The following is a 21,180-nucleotide window of genomic DNA, read 5'->3' as shown; positions in this document are numbered from 1 at the left end:
TCATTTCAGACTATATATTAAGTATACAAAGAGAAATCAAGTTGTTCAACTATTTCTGCTCGGCATATTGGAATACGCCTGTAGCAATGACCTGTGCATCACCAGTCATCCACACGTTTCCAGCCTCATCCCATTTAATCGATAGATCACCGCCAGCTAAATGAACGGTGATTGTTTCGTTCTGATTACAATAATGATTTAAAGTTGAAGCAACCACAGCTGCACACGCTCCTGTACCACATGCTTGTGTTACACCAGAGCCTCGCTCCCATACACGAAAATTCAGTTCATGAGGAGAAACAACCTCAACAAACTCCACATTAACACCCTCTGGAAAACGCGAATCTCTCTCAATAACAGGACCAAGCTCATACAATGGTGCTGCATCAATTGCATCTACAAAAAACACTGCATGAGGATTCCCCATCGATACAGCTGTCACCTCTAATTTTTCACCATTCACGTCAAAAGGCTCCGCAACTACTTTAGGATCATCACTTCCCATCATAGGAATATTCACCCGCTTCAATTGTGGTTGCCCCATATTAATTGTTATTAGTTCTACCTGTTCTGCGTCATTTTCAGTCACTTCAGCTGTCACAATATTTGCTCGCGTTTCGATTGTGAATTTTTCATTTGACACAATTCCATGTTCATATGCATATTTCGCTGTACAACGGAGCCCGTTTCCACAGCTTTTCCCTTCCGAACCATCCTTATTAAAAATCCGCATCCCAACATCAGCCTTTTCGCTGGGATGAATTAATATCATGCCATCTGAACCAATGCCAGTATTGACATTTGCTAGCTTTTGAGCAAGATCGGAAAAGAGATTTTCTTCTATGTTAAATTGGAATAAATCGATATAAATATAATTATTTCCAAGCCCATGCATTTTGATAAAAGGTATTTCCATTAATACTCCTACTTTCTATGACTGTAGTTGTACACCGTACTTATCTAAAGATTGATAAATTGTTTTCAGGCGCGGAATTCCCTCTGCAACCATATCATCATTTACAAATACAATCGGATAAAATAAATCTTCTGAAAAAATTTGCTCTACGAATGTCTTATGTTTATCCACATCCTGTGGCTGATTAATATCAATGTATTCATATGTAATTGGGTCAGCAACATATTTTCTAGCAATCGCTGCTTGAAGCCATTCGTACGTATCCTTTGAGCCAGGAGCTCCCACACAGCTTGCACATATCTGCTCTGCTCCATAAACCGTTATGGTCACTTTTTTTGCATTCATACTCCCCCACCCCTTCTATATTATAGAGGTTGTTCAAAAAGTCCGGTAAAAATGACGCAAATCGAGATCAGGAGAACTTCGACTAAGTACCCACACGTCCTGTGTCGAACGTCGAAGTCACCACATCCTGTGAAGCTCGTTGGCTAGCTTTTCCGTTCCTCACATAATAATTGCATACGTTCCGGTACTCAAAACTTCGCCGCCTCGAACTTCTCGGTCCTTTTCATCTTCCTTTTGAACACTTACTTATAGTTTATCTTAGTTTCTTTTATTTTACAAAAACCTCGTAAAAAGATAAAATATAAATAACTGGATCTAACTTAATAAATTTTTAGATAGATTTTTATAGGTAGTCATTCTATAATAAGAGTATGGAAAGGGGTTAGATGGATATGCATGAACAAGTACAAGAAGTATTAAATAAATTACGTCCATTCTTACTACGTGACGGTGGAGATGTTGAATTAGTTGATGTAGATGAAGACGGTGTAGTGCTCGTTCGTCTTATGGGAGCGTGTGGTAACTGCCCAAGTTCTACAATTACATTAAAAGCAGGAATTGAACGTGCGTTAATCGCAGAAGTTCCTGGCGTTAAAGAGCTTGAACAAGTATTCTAATAATATATCCTTTAAGGCAGACTGATGTCTGCCTTTTTTTATTTGATTGGAGTTATCGGCTTACTCCCACGCAGAACTGCGCTGATGTTGTCCAAGCAAAGCTGAATCATCGTCGTGCGTGTCTCCACACTTGCAGATCCAATATGTGGCAGGCAGACGACATCATCTCTTCCAACGAACGGATGGTCAGATCGAATTGGTTCTTCACGAAAAACATCAAGGCCCGCCGCTCGAATTTCACCTTTATCCAACGCCTCTAGTAATGCATCCTCATCAACAACTCCACCTCGGGAAATATTAATGAAAATCGCGCTTGTTTTCATCTTTGCAAAAGCTTCTTGATTGAAAGTATTCGCCGTTTCCTCTGTTAGTGGGACAACGGAAACGATAAAGTCTGATTCACTCAATAGCTCATCAAACCCTGAATAAATAACACCGAGTTCCTCTTCAACTGCTGGTTTTCGATTTCGATTATGATAGCGAACGTTCATATTAAATCCAGTAGCACGTTTCGCAATCGCTTCACCAATTCTCCCCATTCCAAGAATTCCGATTGTTTTGTGATGAATATCAGCTCCTGCAAGGAGAAATGGAGCCCATTCATTCCATTTATCTTGTTCAATAAATGCACTTGCCTCAACAATTCTTCTTGCTGTGGCCATTAAGAGTCCAAATCCCAAATCTGCCGTTGTTTCGGATAACACATCCGGTGTGTTTGTAACAATGACTTGATGTTTACTCGCTGCATCTACATCAATATTGTCAAAACCGACTGCTAAATTTGCAACGACTTTTAGATTTGGCGCTTGTGCTAAAAGCTCTTCGTCCACGTTATCACTAAGTACAGTCAACAAGCCGTCTGCATGCCTCGCCTCTTCAAGCAGCACATCACGAGGTACACGTTCATCCTCCTTCTCCCACATGCGGAATGAAAAGCTTTCCTGGTACGGTTTTAATAATGTTTCTGGAATTTTTCTAGTAATATAAATTGTAGCTTTTCCCATACTGTCCCTCTCTTTACCAACTATTGTACTTGCGCAACGACTTACAATCCAACTTTTAAGCGTTCCGTATATGAATCGCTCTAGTGACCGATTAAGTCATTTTCTAATAAGCAATTACAACCAGTGTACCATAGGTATCCCCCACGTTTCAGCATCCACGCCTGTTATTTCAAAAAATTCACTCAAAAAACTTTCAAACACAGATTGCTGTTCGATTATTTTTTCTAAGCCTTTTATATCTGGTGTGGTAAAGCCTCGCTCAATAAAATCAAACAAGTGAATTGGAAAAAGCAAACGCGCATATACTAGACGCCAACCAAAAACTGAAATTGGTGCTACTTGTTGATAGTCATTTAAAAATGCAATTGTCTTTTCGACTTTATCATTATTTAGAATGACACTACGTATATATTCAGCAATATCTCTTGCTGGATGATCATATACAAGCTGATCTGTCCAAATAACTGGAAAATCCAATGATTCATAGCGATTAAACGTAATGGTTCCTTGATCCGTTTCAAGTATTCGCCGTTCCCGCTCACTTTCTTGCAGAAACTGAATTGCATTTTCACTTATTCCAATTATATATGGCAAAAAATTCATCAGCGCTCGATTATATTCAGACTGCTTTTCCTTTGCTTCGCGCTCAATTCCAGTCTCAAAAGCTGTTAATTTATCTATCCATAATGCTTTCCACTTCCCATAGCTCGATATTGATTTCGGTTCATAACCAAATGCTGTTCCAATCTGATGAAACTCAGCAAGTCGAATTCCCGCAGGCTTTGCGGAATATTCTCGATTATCTACTTGCTGCATTTGGATAACCATCCATATGTTTTCACCATAGGATGTAAACCATTCTCCTTGTAAATTCGGGATTGGAAGTGTCATTATTTCCACTGGTTGTTCCTTTAAAAAATAAGTTACTGCCGCTTGCTCAGTAAGAATTGTTTCCTTGTTTCTTCCTGAAATGGTAAAATAAATACTATCACCTTGCTTGTATCCTTCTTTATTTCCAAATAATATTTTCCGCTCTGGATGGATACGGTAATAAATAGCAAGCATTCCTGTTAGTGGCAACATGATCTCCCCTTTTTCTTCTTTTATTAAAGTGTATGAATGTACCAAAGATATTTTAACTATAATAATGAAAAGGTGATTTAAAATGGCGAAGTATACGAAAAAAAGCGAACTTGAAGTGAATGCAAGAAAAGCGTTAAAAGACCGCGGGGTTAAAGTAGAGGATATCGCTGAGCTTGTTTATTATTTACAATCAAAATATCATAACGATTTGTCTATGGATGATTGCCTGCACAATGTTGAGCGTGTATTAACAAAACGAGAGGTACAAAATGCAATTTTAACAGGTATTGAGCTTGATATGCTTGCAGAACAAAAGAAACTAAGTCAGCCATTGCAAAAAACCATTGAGACGGATGAAGGGCTTTATGGAATTGATGAGGTAATCGCACTTTCCATTGTTAATGTATATGGATCAATTGGTATGACCAACTTCGGTTATATCGATAAACAGAAGCCCGGAATTCTGAAAAAGTTAAACGATAAATCCAGCGGTGAAATTCATACTTTCCTCGATGATATTGTTGGAGCAATCGCTGCAGCTGCCTCAAGCAGATTAGCACATAGTGACGCAGATGCGCTAGATGATGTTGATGCATAATGCATAAAGAAAAGGAAGCTGGGACATTACAAAAGTGTTTAATGTTAAAGACGAACGATGCATAAGCTTAGCTTAGGAAATATACGTAGACTCCAGTGGGAGGTAAGGCATAGGTGAGACACCGTAGTGCGATAGCACAAGGGGTTCACCAGCCGCCTCTGGATGCGCGAAGTATATTTCCGGAGTGAGTTATTTGCATCAATCATGTTCGGTTTTTATTTCAGAAAAAACCTTTTGTCTCAGCCTCTTTCCTAAATTTTATCAAACCATTCTGTTAATTGGTGGACATAATATGTTGGCGGAATCTCCAAGCTAACTAAGTCTTCAAATGGAGTCACGCCAGTAAAAACCATTAATGTGTCAATTCCTGCACGGATACCAGCTGAGATATCAGTCTGATAATTATCACCAACCATCAATGTTTCTTCTCTCGTTAATCCCAATAGCTTAAGCGCCTCTTCCATAATTATTGATTCAGGCTTTCCAATAAATAGCGGATTTTCTCCAGTGCTAACCGAAACAACTGAAACGAGAGCACCGTTACCCGGAAGAAGACCACGTTCTGTAGGTATAGCGACATCACCGTTCGTAGCTATCAGCTTTGCTCCATTTCGGATAGCAAGACAAGCTTTTGTATATTTTTCGTACGTTATTTGGCGATCAATTCCCATTACAACAAAATCGCACTCCGTATCCGTAATAATCATTCCACTTGCTTCCAATGCTTCTAGCAATCCTTTTTCACCAATAACAAAACAGCTGGCTTTTTCCTTGATGGATTTTATGTAATTGGCTGTTGCAGTAGCAGATGTTACAATTTGATTGGCTGCAGCTTTAATCTCCATCGCATTTAATTTGTTCGCTACATCCTCTGGAGTTTTAGAAGAATTATTCGTGACAAATAAATAAGGGATCTCCTTTAAGTGGAGCTCATTAATAAATTCTGCTGCTCCTGCAATCGCTTCTGTTCCACGATACATTGTCCCGTCTAAGTCAATTAGATAACCTTTATAATCTCTCATATATTAAACCTCTTCTCGAAATAAAAAGAAGATGATCTAGTCACCTTCCATTCGGATTTTTTATTTTCCATTTACAAACATGATCACCCTGTGTAATAAAGGAATACGCGCTGACTTCACTTCCAGGAAAGATTTCCTCATAGAGTTTTTGCTCGTTTGTACACATTTGGTGGTAGCACCTGGCAATAGCAGCGACCGGGCAATTGTAATTTCTAACCTCAAAATCTCCTTCAGCCACCTTCTCAACCTCCACCATATATCCCCTTTCATTTTGAACCCGAACCATTTCCGCCACTTTTTTATCTAGGTCGTCCTCCTGTATTACGTTATTCATATAGGCTTTTTCCCGTTCGCCATGCTTATCTAATAACGCACGTACAGCTTGAGGTCCGTGCAATTCTTCTAAATCTTCAAGGAGCTCCACTGGAATTGATTTATACTGATTCGGAAATGTTTCATGACCCTTTTGTGTAAGATCATACGTAAGATATGGTCTACCGAGCTTTTGCTTATGGGACTGCTGCTTAACAAAACCTTGCTGGACAAGCTCATGAAGTTGTTTTCTGACAGCGATTTCAGAAATAGTAAAATGCTCCATGATTTCAGTAATTGTAAGGTCATTGGCCTTTTTTAAAATAGTTAATAGTCGCTGTTTTGTTGGCGTGCGCTTACTCATAATCCCACCTTCATTCGTTAGAAAATGCGTTTGCTACTCCTAGCTCATTATTCAAATACGTCCTAATTCTGCTGCTAAACTGGCTCCAAACTGGATGATATCCGTGTATTGCCTCTAACAAAGCATTATGGTTTACTTTTGTATATTCCGAAACAAGCATTTTACGAAGCGATACGAACGTTTTATATGCTCCTTCCTCATCCTGTGGCAGAACCTTTTCATCGACTAAAATATCAATGATATCATCATAGCTTCCCGGATCCCTCATAATAAATCCATCAATCATCATGTTCCCGACATCCAGCATTGCTTCAATACTTACATGAACCATACGTTCCAAACTTAATTTATCTGTGAAGCTAGTAGCTTGATGATTTTTTAACTGTTCTAAGATTTGGTCTAAATATAAAAGCGTATTTTCAATTTTGCTACGATCCACGAAATACATACATATTCCCCCCGATATCTGTCTATAATTTTATCATATCATATTCCATATGTTTATGAATCAAAACATGGTATATTTAAGCTATGAAGGTTTGTATAAATGAATAATTACAATTTTATAATGAGGGACGCACAATGAAAGAAAGTCAACTTGTTGCGATGGATGCAACATCAATAGCCGGTGCAATTCAAAATAAGCAAATTACGAGTAAAGAAGTTGTTTCAACGTATATTGCTCATATCTTAAAGACGAACCCAAACATCAATGCGATGGTTGAGGACCGATTTGAAGCTGCTTTATATGAAGCAAATGAATTAGATCAAATGCTAGCTAGAGGGGAAGTAATAGGGCCGCTTCATGGGGTCCCAATTTCAGTAAAAGAGTCACTACATGTCGCAGAAATGAAAACGACCGGTGGCTTAGAGCACCGGCAGGATTTAATTTCCAGGGAAGATGCCGAGGTTGTTGGACGTTTAAAAAAATCTGGTGCCATAATTTTAGGAAAAACTAACACCCCTGCACTTTGCTTCTGTCAGGAAACAGATAATAAATTATATGGCAGAACAAATAACCCGTGGGATTTAAATAGAACTGCCGGGGGATCTTCAGGAGGCGAAGGTGCCCTTCTTGCTGTAGGTGGAGCTGCTGCAGGCATTGGATCGGACATTGGTGGGTCAATTCGTTTTCCCGCACATTTTAATGGCATCATCGGTTTCAAGCCGGGGATGTTCACTATCTCTAATGATGGCCATTTCCCAGCTGTTATGCATGATTTACAAGCCCGTATGCTAACTATTGGACCAATGGGAAAATCTGTTCAAGATATGCGACTGCTTTATAAGGTTCTTTCCGGTGTTTCGTTAGAACTAAAACCTTTAAATCGATTCCGAATGGAGATCTTACCTAGTACAATTGATTATCCGTTATCTGAGAAAACAAAACATATACTTAACCAAACGGAGCTTTTTCTTGAGAAGACGTTCTCCACGAAACAATCCAGCCCTCCTTACTTCAGAGACAGCGCTCTAATTTGGCAGGAAATTTTATCGATGGAAGGAAGTAAATTGATTGAACAAGAAGCATATAACAATGACAGATCGAATGTATATACCTCTTTCTTTAAAGAAAAATTAACACAACGAACGAAGGTGCATCCATATCTTTCCTGGGCGATTATGGGCGCAAAAATGTTTCGCCCATCTAGAAAGCGCATTCGTGAAGTAGAAACAATTATCGAACAAGGTGACGAATTATTAAAAGCGTATTTAAAGAATCGCCTTCTTATTTTTCCTGTTTATCATTCTGGGGCTCTTCCCCACGGTCAAGTGTTTAAGGAAATATTCTCGATTCGAAAAACATTCTTACAGCATATGCCCTATGTAGCCTATGCAAATGTATGGGGACTGCCTGCATTAACAATTCCTGTTGGAACAGATGAAAACAATATGCCAATTAGTATTCAAATCATGAGTGCCATTGGTAATGAGGATGCTATATTCCGCCTAGGCAGATTAATTGAAAAGAAATTTAGAGGTTATATGCTTTGCAATAATGAAGTGGCACAGTCATTCTTATAAAATGGAATGACTGTTTTTTATACTTTTTTACTGTTTATAAGCTGTTTTTTATCGAATATGATTTAACGTTTAGCAAATACTATTCCTATCCACAAAATCACATCTATTTTGGAAAGAGGTGTACGATTATGTCAGAGAAAAAGAATAAGCATTTTTCGGATTTCTCAAATGTAGACAAACAACGTAATCAGTTAATACCTGAAGAATTTCCAGAAGGACCATTTGGTTCTGCAATCAACGATAATGAAAAAGTATCAAGTAAATCTGAACCTTGGGGCGAGGGACAATATCGCACAAGCGCCTTTACATTTCCAGATAAAAACCAGCATGCAGGCATCCCACGACAAGCAGATGGATCACATCCGACACATGACGAGTCAGAAAGCGACGAAAGGTAGCAGCTCAAATGTTTGAACTGCTACCTTTTACTTATGTACTTTCTTCAACACAAAATAGGCGCATCCAAAATTACAGTATTCAAATAAATAATCATCTAATGCGTTTATTTTCGAATCGATTGATGCTTTTGCATTTCTCTCCTTATAAAATCCTTTTAATCGAAGCTGCTCATAGCCCCAGTCTCCTACAATATAATCATACTTAGCCAATATTTCGGAATAGCGATTTTTAATTGCTTCCTCTTGAAATCCATCTTTTATATTTTCCACAATTTCATAGCTTTTACCATTCAGTTCAATCAAACGATTCACCCCACTTTTCATGCACACATAAGTTGCTTCTAGTTTACCATACGTTCGGATATAGAAACCAGAAATATTTACATGCATTATTTTCGCCTTTTTAAAGAAACTAGGACTAATCAAATTATAATTGCGTGTTCAAGAGGGGGATGACACCGGACTGTTGAACAACCTTTTATATGTAGGAGGAAGAACATGAAAGCAATCCTTATTATAATGCTTACGATAACTACGATGCTTGTAGGTTGTACAACATTTGACAACTCAGAAGGTGATCGTGAACAAATACTTGATGAATTGGATCCTACAAGAAATGCGCCAGAACCCACGGATGATGAGCTTAGCTCAAAGCTGGGATACGTACGTTACACAAAGGATCAACTGGATAATGAACTGGAAAACGGTGAACAGCAGCTCACAATCGATCGTAATGAAATGGCTGATATGATTACGAAAATCATTCTTAGAAATAATGGTTTTGAGGAAGTTGCAACACTTGTTACGGACAAGGAAGTTTTAATTGCTTACCAAAGAAATGAAGAACTTTCTGCCGAGGAAGCATCCGATTTATGCAAGAAAACCGCTGCATCTATTTTACCAGGTTTTTTTAATATCCATGTTTCTGATAATGAAACACTCATGCAGGATATCCAAAGTCTGCATCAATCCACATCGGAAAACCGGAATTATGATAACACAATAAAAGCCATTATAAAAGAAATGGAAAAAACACCTAATAGGGAAACAGTGGAATAATCATTATCAATAAACTAATTATAGGAGGTGAATACATTGACGAACAGGCTTATCTTCTCCATTATTATTACCTTCTTTTTCTTGAACGCTAATGCAGTCAATGCCGAGAATGAGGAATCCGTTTATGATAAGCGAATGGCACTTTTTAAAAAGACTGAAGCACTAACACAAATTCCTTGGTACTATTTTGCTGCTATTGATAATTATGAACGTAACATAAAAAGCAGTGATGAACCTGAGCAAGTAATCTCAATAGGATTCGCTTCTGAATTATGGTTTGGCCCAGGGAATAGCTCACAAATAACGGACGAAACTATTATCGACACTTTCGATGGAGAAGGAAAAGATGGAAATGGTGATGGAAAGGCAGATCCAGCCAATGAAGAAGATGTTCTTTATACGATGGCAATGCTAATTCTAGAATATGGTCCTACAGAGGATGATATTAAAATTGCACTGTGGAATCATTATCAGCGTGATTTAACCGTTCAAACTATCATGAATACGGCAAAGGTATTTGCAACGTTCCAAGATATCAATTTAACAGATAGAGACTTCCCTGTATCGATTCAGCATAATTACAGTTATCGCAATACTTGGGGAGACCGAAGAGGCTTTGGTGGGCTGCGTATTCACGAGGGTACAGATATTTTCGCAAACTATGGTGTCCCTGTTCAGTCAACCACATATGGCGTAATTGAAATGATGGGCTGGAACCTATACGGTGGCTGGCGCATTGGAATACGTGACATTTTTAATATTTATCATTATTACGCGCATATGAGTGGTTATGATGATAATATAAAACTTGGACAAGTTGTACAGCCTGGAGATGTGCTCGGCAGTGTTGGATCAACCGGCTATGGTCCACCAGGAACATCTGGAAAATTCCCGCCCCATTTACACTACGGGATGTATAAGGATAATGGGTATAGTGAATGGTCCTTTGACCCCTACCCTTACTTGCGAAAATGGGAGCGCATGGCTAGAGATAAACAATAGTTGGACCATAAATCCGACGTATAAGCAAAGGAGTAGTTACCATTCCGGTAATAACTACTCCTTTGTAACACTTTAATCTGTTTGCTTTGATTTTCTCATTGCGTTCCATACACTCGCAATCAGACCGCCCCAAATTATTATCATCCCAATCACCATTACAAAAATAGATGCACCACTCATTCGTTAGCCTCCTTTTTCTCGTCTATATCCTTTTTCCATTTGATTAACGACATCAAAATACCAATTACAAGTGCTGCTATCGCGATCGACCAACCACCATATAAGATAAATGTATTGGAGTACCCTTCATAGTTACCTGTGTCCGTTGCAAATTCCTTTAGGAGGTTCTGCTTAAATAAACCATACATCATGTATCCCATGACGATAGGCGTTATTACCCCTAAACTAATTGTCCACCATGAACCAAGTCGGATATCCGAAATCCCGTCTGCATGATCTTTATACATTTTAACCTTACGGAGAATCCAAGCAATTAAGACAACCTCAACAAACCCAAGCATCGCTACACCGAATTGATTAATAAAATAATCAACTACATCCAGGAAGAACAGTCCGCCTTGTGTCGCAAACAGCAACGAGATAACAGCGGCTAAACCACCGCCTATTAGGACTGCTTTTTTCCTTGAGATTTGGAATTTATCCGACAAACCAGATACATACGTTTCTGTAATTGAGATTAATGAGGTTAATCCAGCTAACATTAACGAAACAAAGAATAATACCCCAAAAAGTTCGTTAAAGGCTGTGAATTCATTAATGATTGCTGGAAATGCTACGAATGCTAAGCCAACTCCACCACTTACAACTTCATTAATCGGCAAACCTGACTGTAAAGCCATAAATCCTAAAATACCAAACACACCAATACCCGCTAACAATTCAAAACCAGAATTCGCAAATCCTACGATAAAAGCGTTATTTGTAATGTCTGATTTCTTTGGCAAATAACTGGCGTACGTAATCATAATTGCAAAAGCAATGGATAAACTAAAGAAAATTTGTCCATATGCCGCAATCCATACATCCGGTGAAAAAATTTGGCCGAAATCAGGTGCAAAAAACGCATCCAATCCTTGCATAGCTCCTGGAAGGGTTAGTGCTCGAATAACAATGATGAGGAATATAATGACTAATGCTGGAATAAAAATACGATTTGCAATTTCAATCCCTTTCTTCACACCTTTAAATAGAATTCCTAATACCAGTGCCCAAACAATGATTAAAGGAATTAATACACCAGGAACCAGATTCCCTATCTGTCCTGGGACTTCTGCTAAATTTAGATAATCGCCATATAAAAATCCTTGTGTATCCTCTCCCCACCCTAAATTAAAAGAAAAAACAGAATACGATATGGCCCAGGCAACGATTACCGAATAATAGGTTGAAATAATAAATGCTACTGCAACTCCCCACCAGCCAACCCATTCTGTTTTTTTATGCATTCGTTTAAACGTTAATGGTGCAGAACCTCGATACTTATGTCCCATTGTAAATTCCAATATCAAAATCGGAATTCCGGCGGTGAGCAGTGCAAACAGATAAGGAATCAGAAATGCTCCGCCGCCATTTTCATAGGCAACTGCAGGAAAACGCCAAATGTTCCCAAGGCCGATAGCCGATCCGGCTGCCGCCAAAATAAAACCTGCCCTTGTCCCCCACTGAGAACGATTTTCCATGACCAAACCTCCCCTTTTTTTATACAAGCTCTGTATTATTTATATTATGAAGGTTTACAATAATTACTCTTTTCTGATATATTTATTACATAGTTTCCTTACGAAGAACAAAAGCGCAAGCGCCCGGTTAGCGACGTACGGACTGGACTGAGCCGCAGGAGATAAAGGAAACACGACGACCGCAGGGAGTCGATGTTGACTTATCGTACGGAGGTGAGGGAAGTCTCGCTAGTCGCTGGGCGCTGGAGCTGGACGTAGCCGTTTAGGTAACTAAGTTATCCACAGCATTCAAATTTTATAGTTTCCTGGTGCAACAAAAAAAGATGTGTGATGACATTACTGTCATCACACATCTTAGAAATTTTTCAGCCTATATTTATTTCGCTGTTTTACTTTTTAAAACAGTACGATATACAAATACAATCCCAAAAAGGAATACAAGTGTAACTGCCAAGGAAAGCATAATTTGCCCTGTCAATCCAAGCAGTAAAAACCCTAGTATTGCTACAACTGCTGCAAGTATTGCATATGGCAGCTGCGTTAATACGTGATCAATATGGTTAGCCCCTGCTCCTGTTGAGGAGAGAATCGTCGTATCGGAAATAGGTGAGCAATGATCACCAAATACAGCTCCTGCAAGTACAGCTGCTAATGCCGGCAGTAATAACTCAACATTTGTATTGCTCATTACTTCTGCTGCAATTGGAAGCATGATACCAAATGTACCCCATGAAGACCCAGTAGACAATGCCATCATCGCTGCAATAACAAAGAATATTAACGGTAGATAGCTAACACCTATAGAGGAATCATTAACTAAATTTGCTAAATAGGTCCCTGTTTCCAATGTACCGATTACCGAACCGATCATCCAAGCTAAAATGAGAATATAAATAGCCGGAAGCATCGTTTTTGTCCCTTCTACAAAGATTTTCATAGAATTTGCTTTTGGCTTTCCTTGGACTAAATGAAAAATAAAAGCAGTCAATACGGCTAAAATACCACCAATTGCTAATGATTTGTTAACATCTGTATTCGCAAAAGCATCCAATATCGTAGCATTTCCATCTGTTGCTTGAATACCCGTAGTTATCATTGCTACAACGGTAGCTACAAAAAGAACTAAGATTGGTATAAATAAATGGTATACCTTTCCGTTTTGATTTGGCTTAAACACATCGCCTAAATCCCCTGCAACCGTATTCTGCTCTGGATTCAAAAGCTCTCCTGTTTCCATCGCACGTTTTTCATGTGTACGCATTGGACCAATATTAAATTGAAAATACGCTACAATAAATACAAGCAGGACTGCTGCTATTGCATAAAAATTCATCGGAATCATCCAGATAAATGCCTCAATCGGCTGATATTCTGTAATTTCATTGGCAGCAAACAATCCACCAAGAATTCCAATAATATAAGCTCCCCAGCTTGAGATAGGCGAAATAACTGTTATCGGGGCTGATGTTGAATCAATATAATAGGCAAGCTTCGCTCTGGACACTTTGTGACGATCTGTTAATGGTCTTGCAATTTGACCAACTGCAAGGCTGTTAAAATAGTCATCAATAAAAATAATCAATCCTAAAACGCCTGTCATTAACTGTGCACCTCTACGTGTTTTCACTCGTTTCATCATCCAGTCACCAAAAGCTCTGCTTCCTCCGGATGCTTGTAAAAAGGCAGTCATGATACCTAATAATAATAAAAATCCAATTAACTGAATATTTCCTGTATTAGGTGCTCCCTCTGAAACAAAAATTTCATAAAATACATACCAAATTTCCTTAACTGCTTGCAACACATTAAAATCATGAATAAATAATGCTCCAATTATTATCCCTGATCCTAATGATAATAAAATTTTCCTCGTTGTAATAACGAGCACCAGCATGATTAATGCTGGAATAATCGAATAAATTGTACCTTCCATTGTAATCCCCCCATAATTATTTCTCAGATGTGGTTTTCGAGATAAACGAGTTGATGATGAAATGTTGGTTTACGACATATGTACGTGCTAGCTTCTTAAAAAAGCACACAAAAAAACAATGACAGAAAATAACCATCATTGTTTTTTACAATTACAATATACGTTATCCTCCATCTCGATCAGTAGTTCTCCATGCACATCCATTTCAGCGGTTGTTCAAAAAGTCCGGTAAAAATGACACATCGAGATCAGTAGACCTTCGACTAAGTACCGACACGTCCTGTGTCGAACGTCGAAGTCACCACATCCTGTGGAAGCTCGTTGGCTTGCTTTTCCGTTCTTCACGTATTAATTGCATACGTTACGGTACGGGGAGCTTCGCCGCCTCGAACTTCTCGGTCCTTTTTATCCTCTTTTTTGAACTCTCACTTTAAGCATGACAGTACATCTCTTGTTCAAAGATATACCAGCAAATAATAAGTTTGACTCTTATTACGCTTCGGCAAATACCCCTTTCACCAACCATCACTGTTGTCATTCTCCGGTGGATTACTTATAATATTTGCGCCTCTACCTCACCGATCTGATAAGGTTTATTATTGAGTTAAAGGATATTCATAAAGTCCGGTAAAAGTGACACTTCGAATTTCTTCGTTAGCTTGCTTTTCCGTTCCTCACGTATTAATTGCATACGTTCCGGTACGGGAAGCTACGCTGCCTCGAACTTCTCGGTCCTTTTTATCCTCCTTTTGAATACACATAGTTACTCCCATACTATACTAGATTTTTAGTTATTCTGCAAGTCGTCTTTTGGTATAGCAATTGACGGACCATCACTGCCACCACCATAGAAATCTGGAACCTTGCCCATAATGGCACTACCATCCAAGTATATCTCCGTATTAACTGTTGTTACATCGGATGTAAATGGGATGACAATCTGCACATCCGCCTCTACATTAATATAAAGCGATACCCAAGCACCATTAATACCAAATTCCTCAATTTCACGTACAACATTTGTCCGAACATTCCCTACAACCTCGAAATTAATCGGTATTTTCGGACCTAGGTTTGCAAGTACCGTATTTCCGGTAACCTGCCCTAAAGGGATCTCAACCAATGTCGGATCCTGTTTCGCCATATCTTCAGCACCATCACTATATTCATATGGTTCGGTAAGCGGATCTTCAAATTCCAATGGGTCACCGCGGTTAACGTTGATGAAAAATTCTTCCACCCTGTCTGTTGCGACTCGATTAATTTCACTGATGATAGAATTGTTCCAGTTATACGTTGAAAAATTCCCTTCATTGTCATATGTAATATTTACCATGTCATCAAAACTATAATCTTCAACATACCGAACGGCTGAATTGATCGCCCGCGTTGCAAACTCATCGACTCTTCTTTCCGCTATATGCATTAGAACTGGTTCAATTCGTTTATCAATTAATTGCATACTTAAAAATACACAGACTACAAAAATAATCATCGTTATGATTAAAATATGTTTCCCTGGAGGCAATGCTGTTCGTTTGCGAAAACGTTTTTTATGTCTCAACTCAGGAACCCCCTCTGGAATAATCCTATGCTTGTTCCACAGGGGGTAGACTAAGTAATTTATAAACATAATAAAAATGCCTCCCTAATGGAAGACATTTGCATTAATTATGATATTCTTAACAAAGCTTCTTTACCCGTCATACCAACTTCCCAGCCATAAGCTTTTGAAGCATCTGTTATCTTCTGTAATGGAGCGTGTAATAATTCATCGATCGTTCGCACACCCATCGCACGCCCCGCGATAACATTACGCTCCATTAATTTTGGAACTTCATTAAAAATATCTACATCCAATGCCGCACACATAATATAGCCAATGTCATTGGATATCGTCAGCAAATTCGTTTTTGGAAGCTCAACACGTACTGCCATAAAAATCATGCCGTCTACTTCAAGTGGATTTACCGTAATCATAATGAATTGCCCCCTTCGCAATGTACCATATATGTGTATGCATGAAGGGGCCAACATGTCACAAGCAGCGGCCTCTTAGGAATAATATGGAAATTTAGCACGAAGCGTTTTTGCGAGCAAATCCCTTAAAAATTCCGGGACAAAATATTGCTTCGAATCCGATTTCGCTACCTCCGGTAATAGACGGCCGAATGTGAAGGTATCGGCAGTCGCGATATAGTATGTTCGATCTGGATCGATCTCTTCTCCATTTTCTAACAGAACCTGTTTCACATACTCCTCACCATTTTTATGAAATCCTGTTTCTACCTGGATTCCTGCAAACATCATTCTTCCCAGTACTTTCCCACGAAATCCAAAGCCTTTCAATGCCAGCTGCATAAATTCCTTTGTTAATGATACACGGACAACTTCGATCAATTCATTTCCTTTCAGATCCACAACAACAGGATTAATTGGATGTGGGCAAATCCGATGAATATCTCCATACGTGATAGCCCCTACTGGTAAGCTTTCCAGTAACAGACCGTTATTCAACATCGCAGCATCGGCTTTTGTCCATTCCTTAACTGTATTCGTCAGCTCCTGCATGATTGGTGTATCCTTATACCAATTAACAGTCAATGGACTGTCAATCTGTACAACGGTTTCACCAAGCAAGCTATTAGCCTCATTTAGCATCACGTGTAATGTCTGCTCCGTTTCAGCATCTTTTTCCAAATGCGTAATGTCAGCTGTATATGCCTCTTTTTTCACCAATTTTTTCTGCTTATGGTCCCAAGTAAGAATAACTTCACCTATATAAGCGCAATGCTTTCCTGCTGCAGTAATCACAGCATTATTGATATATTCGCCACTACGAAGCAAATGATGTGTATGGCCACCAATAATCGCATCTACAGCATCATACCTTCTTGCAATTTCTTGATCGATGGTAATACCAAGATGCGACATGACAATGATTATATCAACGGAATTCTCTAGATCTTTCATATACTTATCCAACACTTCAAATTCAGGTGAAACATACCAATTTAACAGCTCATAAAAGGCATTAAATGGCGCAGTTAAACCAATCATACCAATTTTCACACCATGCTTTGTCTCAATATTTACTGTCGGACGTAACCATGGTGGCTGCATGTTATCAGTACTATGCAGGTTCGCACATGTGACTTCGAATGCAGCTTCATCATATAAATGGTATAAATCCTGATGAGACATTGTAATCCCTTCGTTATTGCCGATGGTAACATAATCATAACCTGCATCATTTAATAGCTTGACATTCGCTTTTCCCATTGTTGCCTCTGTTATAGAATGAGATCGGTCTACATGATCTCCAATATCAATTGTCCAGTTTGATTCACCACGTTGATTCCGTAGCGCTCGTGCTTCTTTTAAATAAGTCACAACACGTGGCCATTGTTTAAAATCACTATGTAAATCATTCGTATAATAAAAGTAGAATTTCTCTTCCATTTACATAACCCCTTAGGATAATCCTTGATAAATCATACGCAATCCAATAAAAATTAAAATGACGCGCAATCCCCATTCCAATACTTTTCCAGGAAGAAGCTGATTCACCTTTGCTCCTAACTTCCCACCAATCCAAGCACCTGGGATAAAGAATAACACATATTCCCATGCAATATGTCCAAGCACAATATGTGTACTAGCACCAACAATGCTAACAAAGAAAATCATAAACATTGATGTTGCGGTTGCAATATGTGCAGGAAACCCGAACAACAGAATCATTGCCGGCACCATAATGGAACCACCACCAATTCCAAAAAGCCCGGATAACGTCCCAACAATTAAGGATAGCACAAACGCTCCTAAGATCGGTACACGATATCGATATGTTTCTCCGAATAATTCAAATGTACGGACACCTTTTTCATCCCCAGTGAATTCCTTTTTAGGATTCCGATCCCTTTTAATAAAGAAAAGAAGGGATATAACGATCATTAATACGCCAAAATATAATAAAAATGACTTCGAATCAACAAACTGATTTAACCATGAACCAATTGCTCCGCCTGGAATACTTCCCGTCAGAAATAAAAGTCCAGTTTTATAATCAACTCGTTTCACTTTTGCATATGACAGTGTTGAGGATAGTGCTGTAACAATCATTGCAATTAAAGAAATCCCAACAATGGATTGTGGAGTCACCCAGGAAAAGCTATCTAAAAACGAGCTAACCAACAGTAACGTTGGTATAAGAATAATTCCTCCGCCAAGCCCCATAATGGATCCAACAAATGCGGTAATCAGACCAATCGTTAAACATATTAAAAAAACCAAAACAACCCCTACCATCTGTAATATTGTATCTATATCTTATCATATTGATGAATGAAACTCGCATTGTATCTTGTTGAAAATATTTCTCATTATACGAGTACGAATGAGTAAACCTTGTGTATCAAATGAATTACTAACTTAGCAACAAACAACACGATACTTTTTCTTAGTCATCGTAACGTTTCCTTATATTAATGCCTGTCAAAGTCTTCTTATAAATATACCGATCCATTATACCAGATCCTAAAATAACTCCCGTTACAATTAGAATAAAGCCAAAGAAATGAGCAACTGAAATTTGTTCACCAAGAAATAAAAAAGATCCCAGCAATGCAAAGAAAGGTTGTAAATTCATAAATATCGATGCTTTCCCTGGCCCTACATTTTGAATCGCATGATTGTACAGAAATTGACCAAGTGCAGTTGCAAAAATAGCGGAAGCAAGGAAAATAGACCACCCAACCAACGTCCCATCCTGCAAGCTCGATATTCCTTCTGGCTCCAAAACGAAACTGATACAAAATAATAAAAATGATCCTATCAATAAAGTTGTTGCAGTAACTAATCTCGCTCCCATCGTTTCTGTTGCTTTTTTTATGTAGATAAAACTTAACGCTTGAGATAGTACTGCAAGAAAAATATAAATATCACCGATATTCATTGTCAAACCATTTATATTCCCAACAAGAATAACGAAAGAAACACCGGACAAACCAAAAATAATGCCAATTATCCTCATTAAGGAAAGCTTATCTTTTAACATTTTACTCGCAAGTATGGAAGTAAATAACGGAACTGTCCCTAAAAGCAAACCTGAATTAGAGGCACTCGTTTGCGTCAACCCAACCGATAGAAAGAAATGATGGCCAACTACCCCTGTAACGGAAACAAGAATAATGTAAGATAATTCTTGTTTTTTAGGTAAACGTATTTGTTTTCTTGCCCATAAGATTAAATACACAACAACAGCTGCTAAGAAAATGCGAAAAGAAGTGATCGTCACTGCTGAAAATTGCCCTACAATCACTTTAATTGCAATTACATTAAATCCCCACATGACCATTACTAAAATAAGTTGCCCATACATTAGGGAATTCCCCATTTAATCCCTTCTTTCGTTACGTTTGCAACCATAGCTATCTAAATTCACTGCTAATTATAGATGATTTTTTACCGTATTACGTTTTTCAGAACCATAGTTAAAGGCTGATTTTTATAAAATATGGTCGAGCATCCTAAGTTAGCCCGACCTGGTAACTATTTCTTATCTTCTACGATACCATATAATACTGCTCTATCCTTATATATCTGTAATACAAATCAATCAAATATTAACAACTATTTGTTCACACCTCTTCCCCCTCAATATATACATGTTCCGCTTTAGACAATAAATCAAAAGGACTCCCACTCCAAATAACGAAATCAGCATCCTTCCCTGGCTCAATGGATCCTACACGATCTTCAATACCTAGATGTTTTGCAGCATTTAATGTGATTGTTTGAAGTGCCTCCTGTTCACTTAGCCCATTCCGAATTGCATGAACAGCACTTGTAACAAGATAGTCAATCCCAACAACTGGATGATCTGTAGTTAACGAGCATGCTATTCCAGCATCCATTAACGTTTTAATTGTAGTCCAGCCTTTATCCTTTAATTCCACTTTCGAACGTGTAGACATCGTTGGCCCAACGGATACTTTCACGTCATGTTTAGCTATGAACGCTGCAATTTTATGTCCTTCTGTACAGTGTTCAATAGTCATATCGATATCAAATTCACGTTTGATACGCAATGCTGTCAGAATATCATCCGCGCGATGGGCATGAACACGTAATGGAATCTCCTTCTTCAATACTTTCGCTAAATTCTCTAAGTCTAGCTTTCGTTCCTTCTCCTCGTTATGTAAATAATTTTGTGCTTCGATTAATTTCTCCCTTAGCTGTGCAGCAACACCCATTCTCGTAACAGGCATTCTTCCTTTTCCACCGTGAAATCGTTTCGGATTTTCTCCTAAGGCAGCCTTCATACCTGATGGAGATTTTACGACCATCTCATCTACAATATTTCCAGCGGTTTTTAATATTACCATTTCTCCCCCAATAACATTGGCACTACCCGGCATGATTTGGGCCGTGGTAACACCAGATTTTCTAGCATCCTCAAAACCTATTTCCATTGGATTAATTCCATCAATAGCACGCAAGCTAGGGGTAACGGAACTACTCGTTTCATTATAATCAGCTCCTTCTAACCCAACACCTTCTTCAGAAATCCCTAAATGGGTGTGAACGTCAATAAGACCAGGGGTTAGTACTTTCCCTTGTGCATCGATTACATGATAAAAATCTGGGATCTTACTTGCAGGTACAAGCTTTGCGAACTTGCCATTTTCAATGATAAGATCTTGATCCTCGAATCTATTTCCTTTCCCGTCATAAATAATTGCATTGGTTATTGCCAACATGAATACCACTCCTACTATATTATTAGGTACAATTCTAA

The 21,180-nt window shown here is 38.5% G+C and carries 23 protein-coding genes and 1 riboswitch; of the genes, 6 read left to right on the top strand and 17 right to left on the bottom strand.

Annotated features, from left to right (window positions below; genetic code table 11):
- Positions 1-49 precede the first annotated feature (49 nt).
- Positions 50-916: a diaminopimelate epimerase gene (dapF, locus tag MHH64_RS10785; protein WP_095309257.1), complete on the bottom strand. Its 867-nt coding sequence runs from the start codon at positions 914-916 to the stop codon at positions 50-52.
- A gap of 15 nt (positions 917-931) precedes the next feature.
- Entirely contained in the window at positions 932-1,261 is a 330-nt protein-coding gene (locus MHH64_RS10780; protein ID WP_095309259.1) for a YuzD family protein, read from the bottom strand.
- A gap of 392 nt (positions 1,262-1,653) precedes the next feature.
- Between MHH64_RS10780 and MHH64_RS10775 the strand changes: the two genes are divergently transcribed.
- Positions 1,654-1,878, top strand: a complete 225-nt coding sequence (locus MHH64_RS10775) for a NifU family protein (protein ID WP_095309261.1) — start codon at positions 1,654-1,656, stop codon at positions 1,876-1,878.
- Positions 1,879-1,916: 38 nt separating this feature from the next.
- On the opposite strand, the gene MHH64_RS10770 is transcribed toward MHH64_RS10775, so the two are convergent.
- Together MHH64_RS10770 and MHH64_RS10765 are read right to left on the bottom strand one after the other, a co-directional pair.
- Positions 1,917-2,882, bottom strand: a complete 966-nt coding sequence (locus MHH64_RS10770) for a D-glycerate dehydrogenase (RefSeq protein WP_118888792.1) — start codon at positions 2,880-2,882, stop codon at positions 1,917-1,919.
- 114 nt (positions 2,883-2,996) lie between these two features.
- Positions 2,997-3,965, bottom strand: a complete 969-nt coding sequence (locus MHH64_RS10765; protein ID WP_240033737.1) for a hypothetical protein — start codon at positions 3,963-3,965, stop codon at positions 2,997-2,999.
- A gap of 82 nt (positions 3,966-4,047) precedes the next feature.
- On the opposite strand from MHH64_RS10765, the gene MHH64_RS10760 reads away from it, so the two are divergent.
- On the top strand, positions 4,048-4,563 hold the full coding sequence (locus tag MHH64_RS10760) for a phosphatidylglycerophosphatase A (protein ID WP_095309267.1): 516 nt from the start codon (positions 4,048-4,050) through the stop codon (positions 4,561-4,563).
- A 251-nt stretch (positions 4,564-4,814) separates the two neighbouring features.
- Here MHH64_RS10760 and MHH64_RS10755 read toward each other — a convergent pair whose 3' ends face one another.
- Genes MHH64_RS10755 through MHH64_RS10745 form a run of 3 tightly spaced genes read right to left on the bottom strand, consistent with a single transcriptional unit; the run spans position 4,815 to position 6,709 of the window.
- Positions 4,815-5,585, bottom strand: a complete 771-nt coding sequence (locus tag MHH64_RS10755) for a TIGR01457 family HAD-type hydrolase (RefSeq protein ID WP_340003211.1) — start codon at positions 5,583-5,585, stop codon at positions 4,815-4,817.
- Positions 5,586-5,625: 40 nt separating this feature from the next.
- On the bottom strand, positions 5,626-6,261 hold the full coding sequence (locus tag MHH64_RS10750) for a DeoR family transcriptional regulator (RefSeq protein WP_095309271.1): 636 nt from the start codon (positions 6,259-6,261) through the stop codon (positions 5,626-5,628).
- 10 nt (positions 6,262-6,271) lie between these two features.
- Complete coding sequence (locus tag MHH64_RS10745; RefSeq protein WP_251660433.1) at positions 6,272-6,709, bottom strand: DUF86 domain-containing protein; 438 nt, start codon at positions 6,707-6,709, stop codon at positions 6,272-6,274.
- A 134-nt stretch (positions 6,710-6,843) separates the two neighbouring features.
- On the opposite strand from MHH64_RS10745, the gene MHH64_RS10740 reads away from it, so the two are divergent.
- Both MHH64_RS10740 and MHH64_RS10735 read left to right on the top strand, forming a co-directional pair.
- A complete protein-coding gene (locus tag MHH64_RS10740; RefSeq protein ID WP_340003210.1) occupies positions 6,844-8,286 on the top strand; it encodes an amidase in 1,443 nt (480 codons plus the stop codon).
- A 128-nt stretch (positions 8,287-8,414) separates the two neighbouring features.
- A complete protein-coding gene (locus MHH64_RS10735; protein WP_095309277.1) occupies positions 8,415-8,684 on the top strand; it encodes a hypothetical protein in 270 nt (89 codons plus the stop codon).
- 27 nt (positions 8,685-8,711) lie between these two features.
- Here MHH64_RS10735 and MHH64_RS10730 read toward each other — a convergent pair whose 3' ends face one another.
- Positions 8,712-8,987: a YutD family protein gene (locus MHH64_RS10730; RefSeq protein ID WP_095309286.1), complete on the bottom strand. Its 276-nt coding sequence runs from the start codon at positions 8,985-8,987 to the stop codon at positions 8,712-8,714.
- A 195-nt stretch (positions 8,988-9,182) separates the two neighbouring features.
- Here MHH64_RS10730 and MHH64_RS10725 point away from each other — a divergent pair, with 195 nt between their 5' ends.
- Positions 9,183-9,743, top strand: coding sequence for a YhcN/YlaJ family sporulation lipoprotein (locus tag MHH64_RS10725; protein WP_095309279.1), 561 nt, complete (start codon positions 9,183-9,185; stop codon positions 9,741-9,743).
- Between the two features lie 36 nt (positions 9,744-9,779).
- The gene (locus MHH64_RS10720) at positions 9,780-10,745 is read left to right on the top strand and encodes a M23 family metallopeptidase (protein ID WP_285844997.1); all 966 of its coding nucleotides are present in this window, start codon (positions 9,780-9,782) and stop codon (positions 10,743-10,745) included.
- Positions 10,746-10,817: 72 nt separating this feature from the next.
- Here the strand turns inward: MHH64_RS10720 and MHH64_RS10715 are convergent, their stop codons facing one another.
- The 9 genes from MHH64_RS10715 to MHH64_RS10675 form a co-directional block, all read right to left on the bottom strand.
- Positions 10,818-10,925, bottom strand: coding sequence for a methionine/alanine import family NSS transporter small subunit (locus MHH64_RS10715; RefSeq protein ID WP_118888790.1), 108 nt, complete (start codon positions 10,923-10,925; stop codon positions 10,818-10,820).
- The gene (locus MHH64_RS10710) at positions 10,922-12,445 is read right to left on the bottom strand and encodes a sodium-dependent transporter (RefSeq protein WP_095309281.1); all 1,524 of its coding nucleotides are present in this window, start codon (positions 12,443-12,445) and stop codon (positions 10,922-10,924) included. Before MHH64_RS10710 ends, MHH64_RS10715 begins: the two co-directional genes overlap by 4 nt.
- Before the next feature lie 376 nt (positions 12,446-12,821).
- A complete protein-coding gene (locus tag MHH64_RS10705) occupies positions 12,822-14,378 on the bottom strand; it encodes a Na+/H+ antiporter NhaC family protein (protein ID WP_303447919.1) in 1,557 nt (518 codons plus the stop codon).
- A gap of 175 nt (positions 14,379-14,553) precedes the next feature.
- Positions 14,554-14,959, bottom strand: a riboswitch (Lysine riboswitch).
- A gap of 206 nt (positions 14,960-15,165) precedes the next feature.
- Positions 15,166-15,942, bottom strand: a complete 777-nt coding sequence (gene yunB, locus MHH64_RS10700; protein WP_240033736.1) for a sporulation protein YunB — start codon at positions 15,940-15,942, stop codon at positions 15,166-15,168.
- 107 nt (positions 15,943-16,049) lie between these two features.
- On the bottom strand, positions 16,050-16,358 hold the full coding sequence (locus tag MHH64_RS10695; RefSeq protein ID WP_095309296.1) for a DUF1805 domain-containing protein: 309 nt from the start codon (positions 16,356-16,358) through the stop codon (positions 16,050-16,052).
- A gap of 75 nt (positions 16,359-16,433) precedes the next feature.
- Positions 16,434-17,840 carry a bifunctional UDP-sugar hydrolase/5'-nucleotidase gene (locus MHH64_RS10690; RefSeq protein WP_303447921.1) on the bottom strand — a complete coding sequence of 469 codons (1,407 nt, stop codon included), beginning with the start codon at positions 17,838-17,840 and terminating at the stop codon, positions 16,434-16,436.
- Between the two features lie 12 nt (positions 17,841-17,852).
- A complete protein-coding gene (locus MHH64_RS10685) occupies positions 17,853-18,674 on the bottom strand; it encodes a sulfite exporter TauE/SafE family protein (protein ID WP_303447922.1) in 822 nt (273 codons plus the stop codon).
- A 166-nt stretch (positions 18,675-18,840) separates the two neighbouring features.
- On the bottom strand, positions 18,841-19,776 hold the full coding sequence (locus tag MHH64_RS10680; protein ID WP_340003209.1) for a DMT family transporter: 936 nt from the start codon (positions 19,774-19,776) through the stop codon (positions 18,841-18,843).
- Between the two features lie 244 nt (positions 19,777-20,020).
- Positions 20,021-21,142: an amidohydrolase gene (locus MHH64_RS10675; protein ID WP_095309308.1), complete on the bottom strand. Its 1,122-nt coding sequence runs from the start codon at positions 21,140-21,142 to the stop codon at positions 20,021-20,023.
- Between the last annotated feature and the right edge of the window lie 38 nt (positions 21,143-21,180).

This window comes from Oceanobacillus sp. FSL K6-0127 (assembly GCF_037983385.1).
Taxonomy (GTDB): Bacteria; Bacillota; Bacilli; order Bacillales; family Amphibacillaceae; genus Oceanobacillus; species Oceanobacillus profundus.
Note: the sequence above shows the minus strand (reverse complement) of the source record. Positions and strands in the feature narration are given on the sequence as shown.

Bases quoted from the DNA above. Each gene is read 5' to 3' on its own strand.
- MHH64_RS10770 (WP_118888792.1), bottom strand. From the start codon at position 2,882: ATGGGAAAAGCTACAATTTATATTACTAGAAAAATTCCAGAAACATTA.
- dapF (WP_095309257.1), bottom strand. From the start codon at position 916: ATGGAAATACCTTTTATCAAAATGCATGGGCTTGGAAATAATTATATT.
- MHH64_RS10675 (WP_095309308.1), bottom strand. From the start codon at position 21,142: ATGTTGGCAATAACCAATGCAATTATTTATGACGGGAAAGGAAATAGA.
- MHH64_RS10725 (WP_095309279.1), top strand. From the start codon at position 9,183: ATGAAAGCAATCCTTATTATAATGCTTACGATAACTACGATGCTTGTA.
- MHH64_RS10750 (WP_095309271.1), bottom strand. From the start codon at position 6,261: ATGAGTAAGCGCACGCCAACAAAACAGCGACTATTAACTATTTTAAAA.
- MHH64_RS10755 (WP_340003211.1), bottom strand. From the start codon at position 5,585: ATGAGAGATTATAAAGGTTATCTAATTGACTTAGACGGGACAATGTAT.
- MHH64_RS10740 (WP_340003210.1), top strand. From the start codon at position 6,844: ATGAAAGAAAGTCAACTTGTTGCGATGGATGCAACATCAATAGCCGGT.
- MHH64_RS10715 (WP_118888790.1), bottom strand. From the start codon at position 10,925: ATGAGTGGTGCATCTATTTTTGTAATGGTGATTGGGATGATAATAATT.
- MHH64_RS10690 (WP_303447921.1), bottom strand. From the start codon at position 17,840: ATGGAAGAGAAATTCTACTTTTATTATACGAATGATTTACATAGTGAT.
- MHH64_RS10695 (WP_095309296.1), bottom strand. From the start codon at position 16,358: ATGATTACGGTAAATCCACTTGAAGTAGACGGCATGATTTTTATGGCA.
- MHH64_RS10775 (WP_095309261.1), top strand. From the start codon at position 1,654: ATGCATGAACAAGTACAAGAAGTATTAAATAAATTACGTCCATTCTTA.
- MHH64_RS10780 (WP_095309259.1), bottom strand. From the start codon at position 1,261: ATGAATGCAAAAAAAGTGACCATAACGGTTTATGGAGCAGAGCAGATA.
- MHH64_RS10710 (WP_095309281.1), bottom strand. From the start codon at position 12,445: ATGGAAAATCGTTCTCAGTGGGGGACAAGGGCAGGTTTTATTTTGGCG.
- MHH64_RS10735 (WP_095309277.1), top strand. From the start codon at position 8,415: ATGTCAGAGAAAAAGAATAAGCATTTTTCGGATTTCTCAAATGTAGAC.
- MHH64_RS10680 (WP_340003209.1), bottom strand. From the start codon at position 19,776: ATGGGGAATTCCCTAATGTATGGGCAACTTATTTTAGTAATGGTCATG.
- MHH64_RS10765 (WP_240033737.1), bottom strand. From the start codon at position 3,965: ATGTTGCCACTAACAGGAATGCTTGCTATTTATTACCGTATCCATCCA.
- MHH64_RS10760 (WP_095309267.1), top strand. From the start codon at position 4,048: ATGGCGAAGTATACGAAAAAAAGCGAACTTGAAGTGAATGCAAGAAAA.
- MHH64_RS10705 (WP_303447919.1), bottom strand. From the start codon at position 14,378: ATGGAAGGTACAATTTATTCGATTATTCCAGCATTAATCATGCTGGTG.
- MHH64_RS10745 (WP_251660433.1), bottom strand. From the start codon at position 6,709: ATGTATTTCGTGGATCGTAGCAAAATTGAAAATACGCTTTTATATTTA.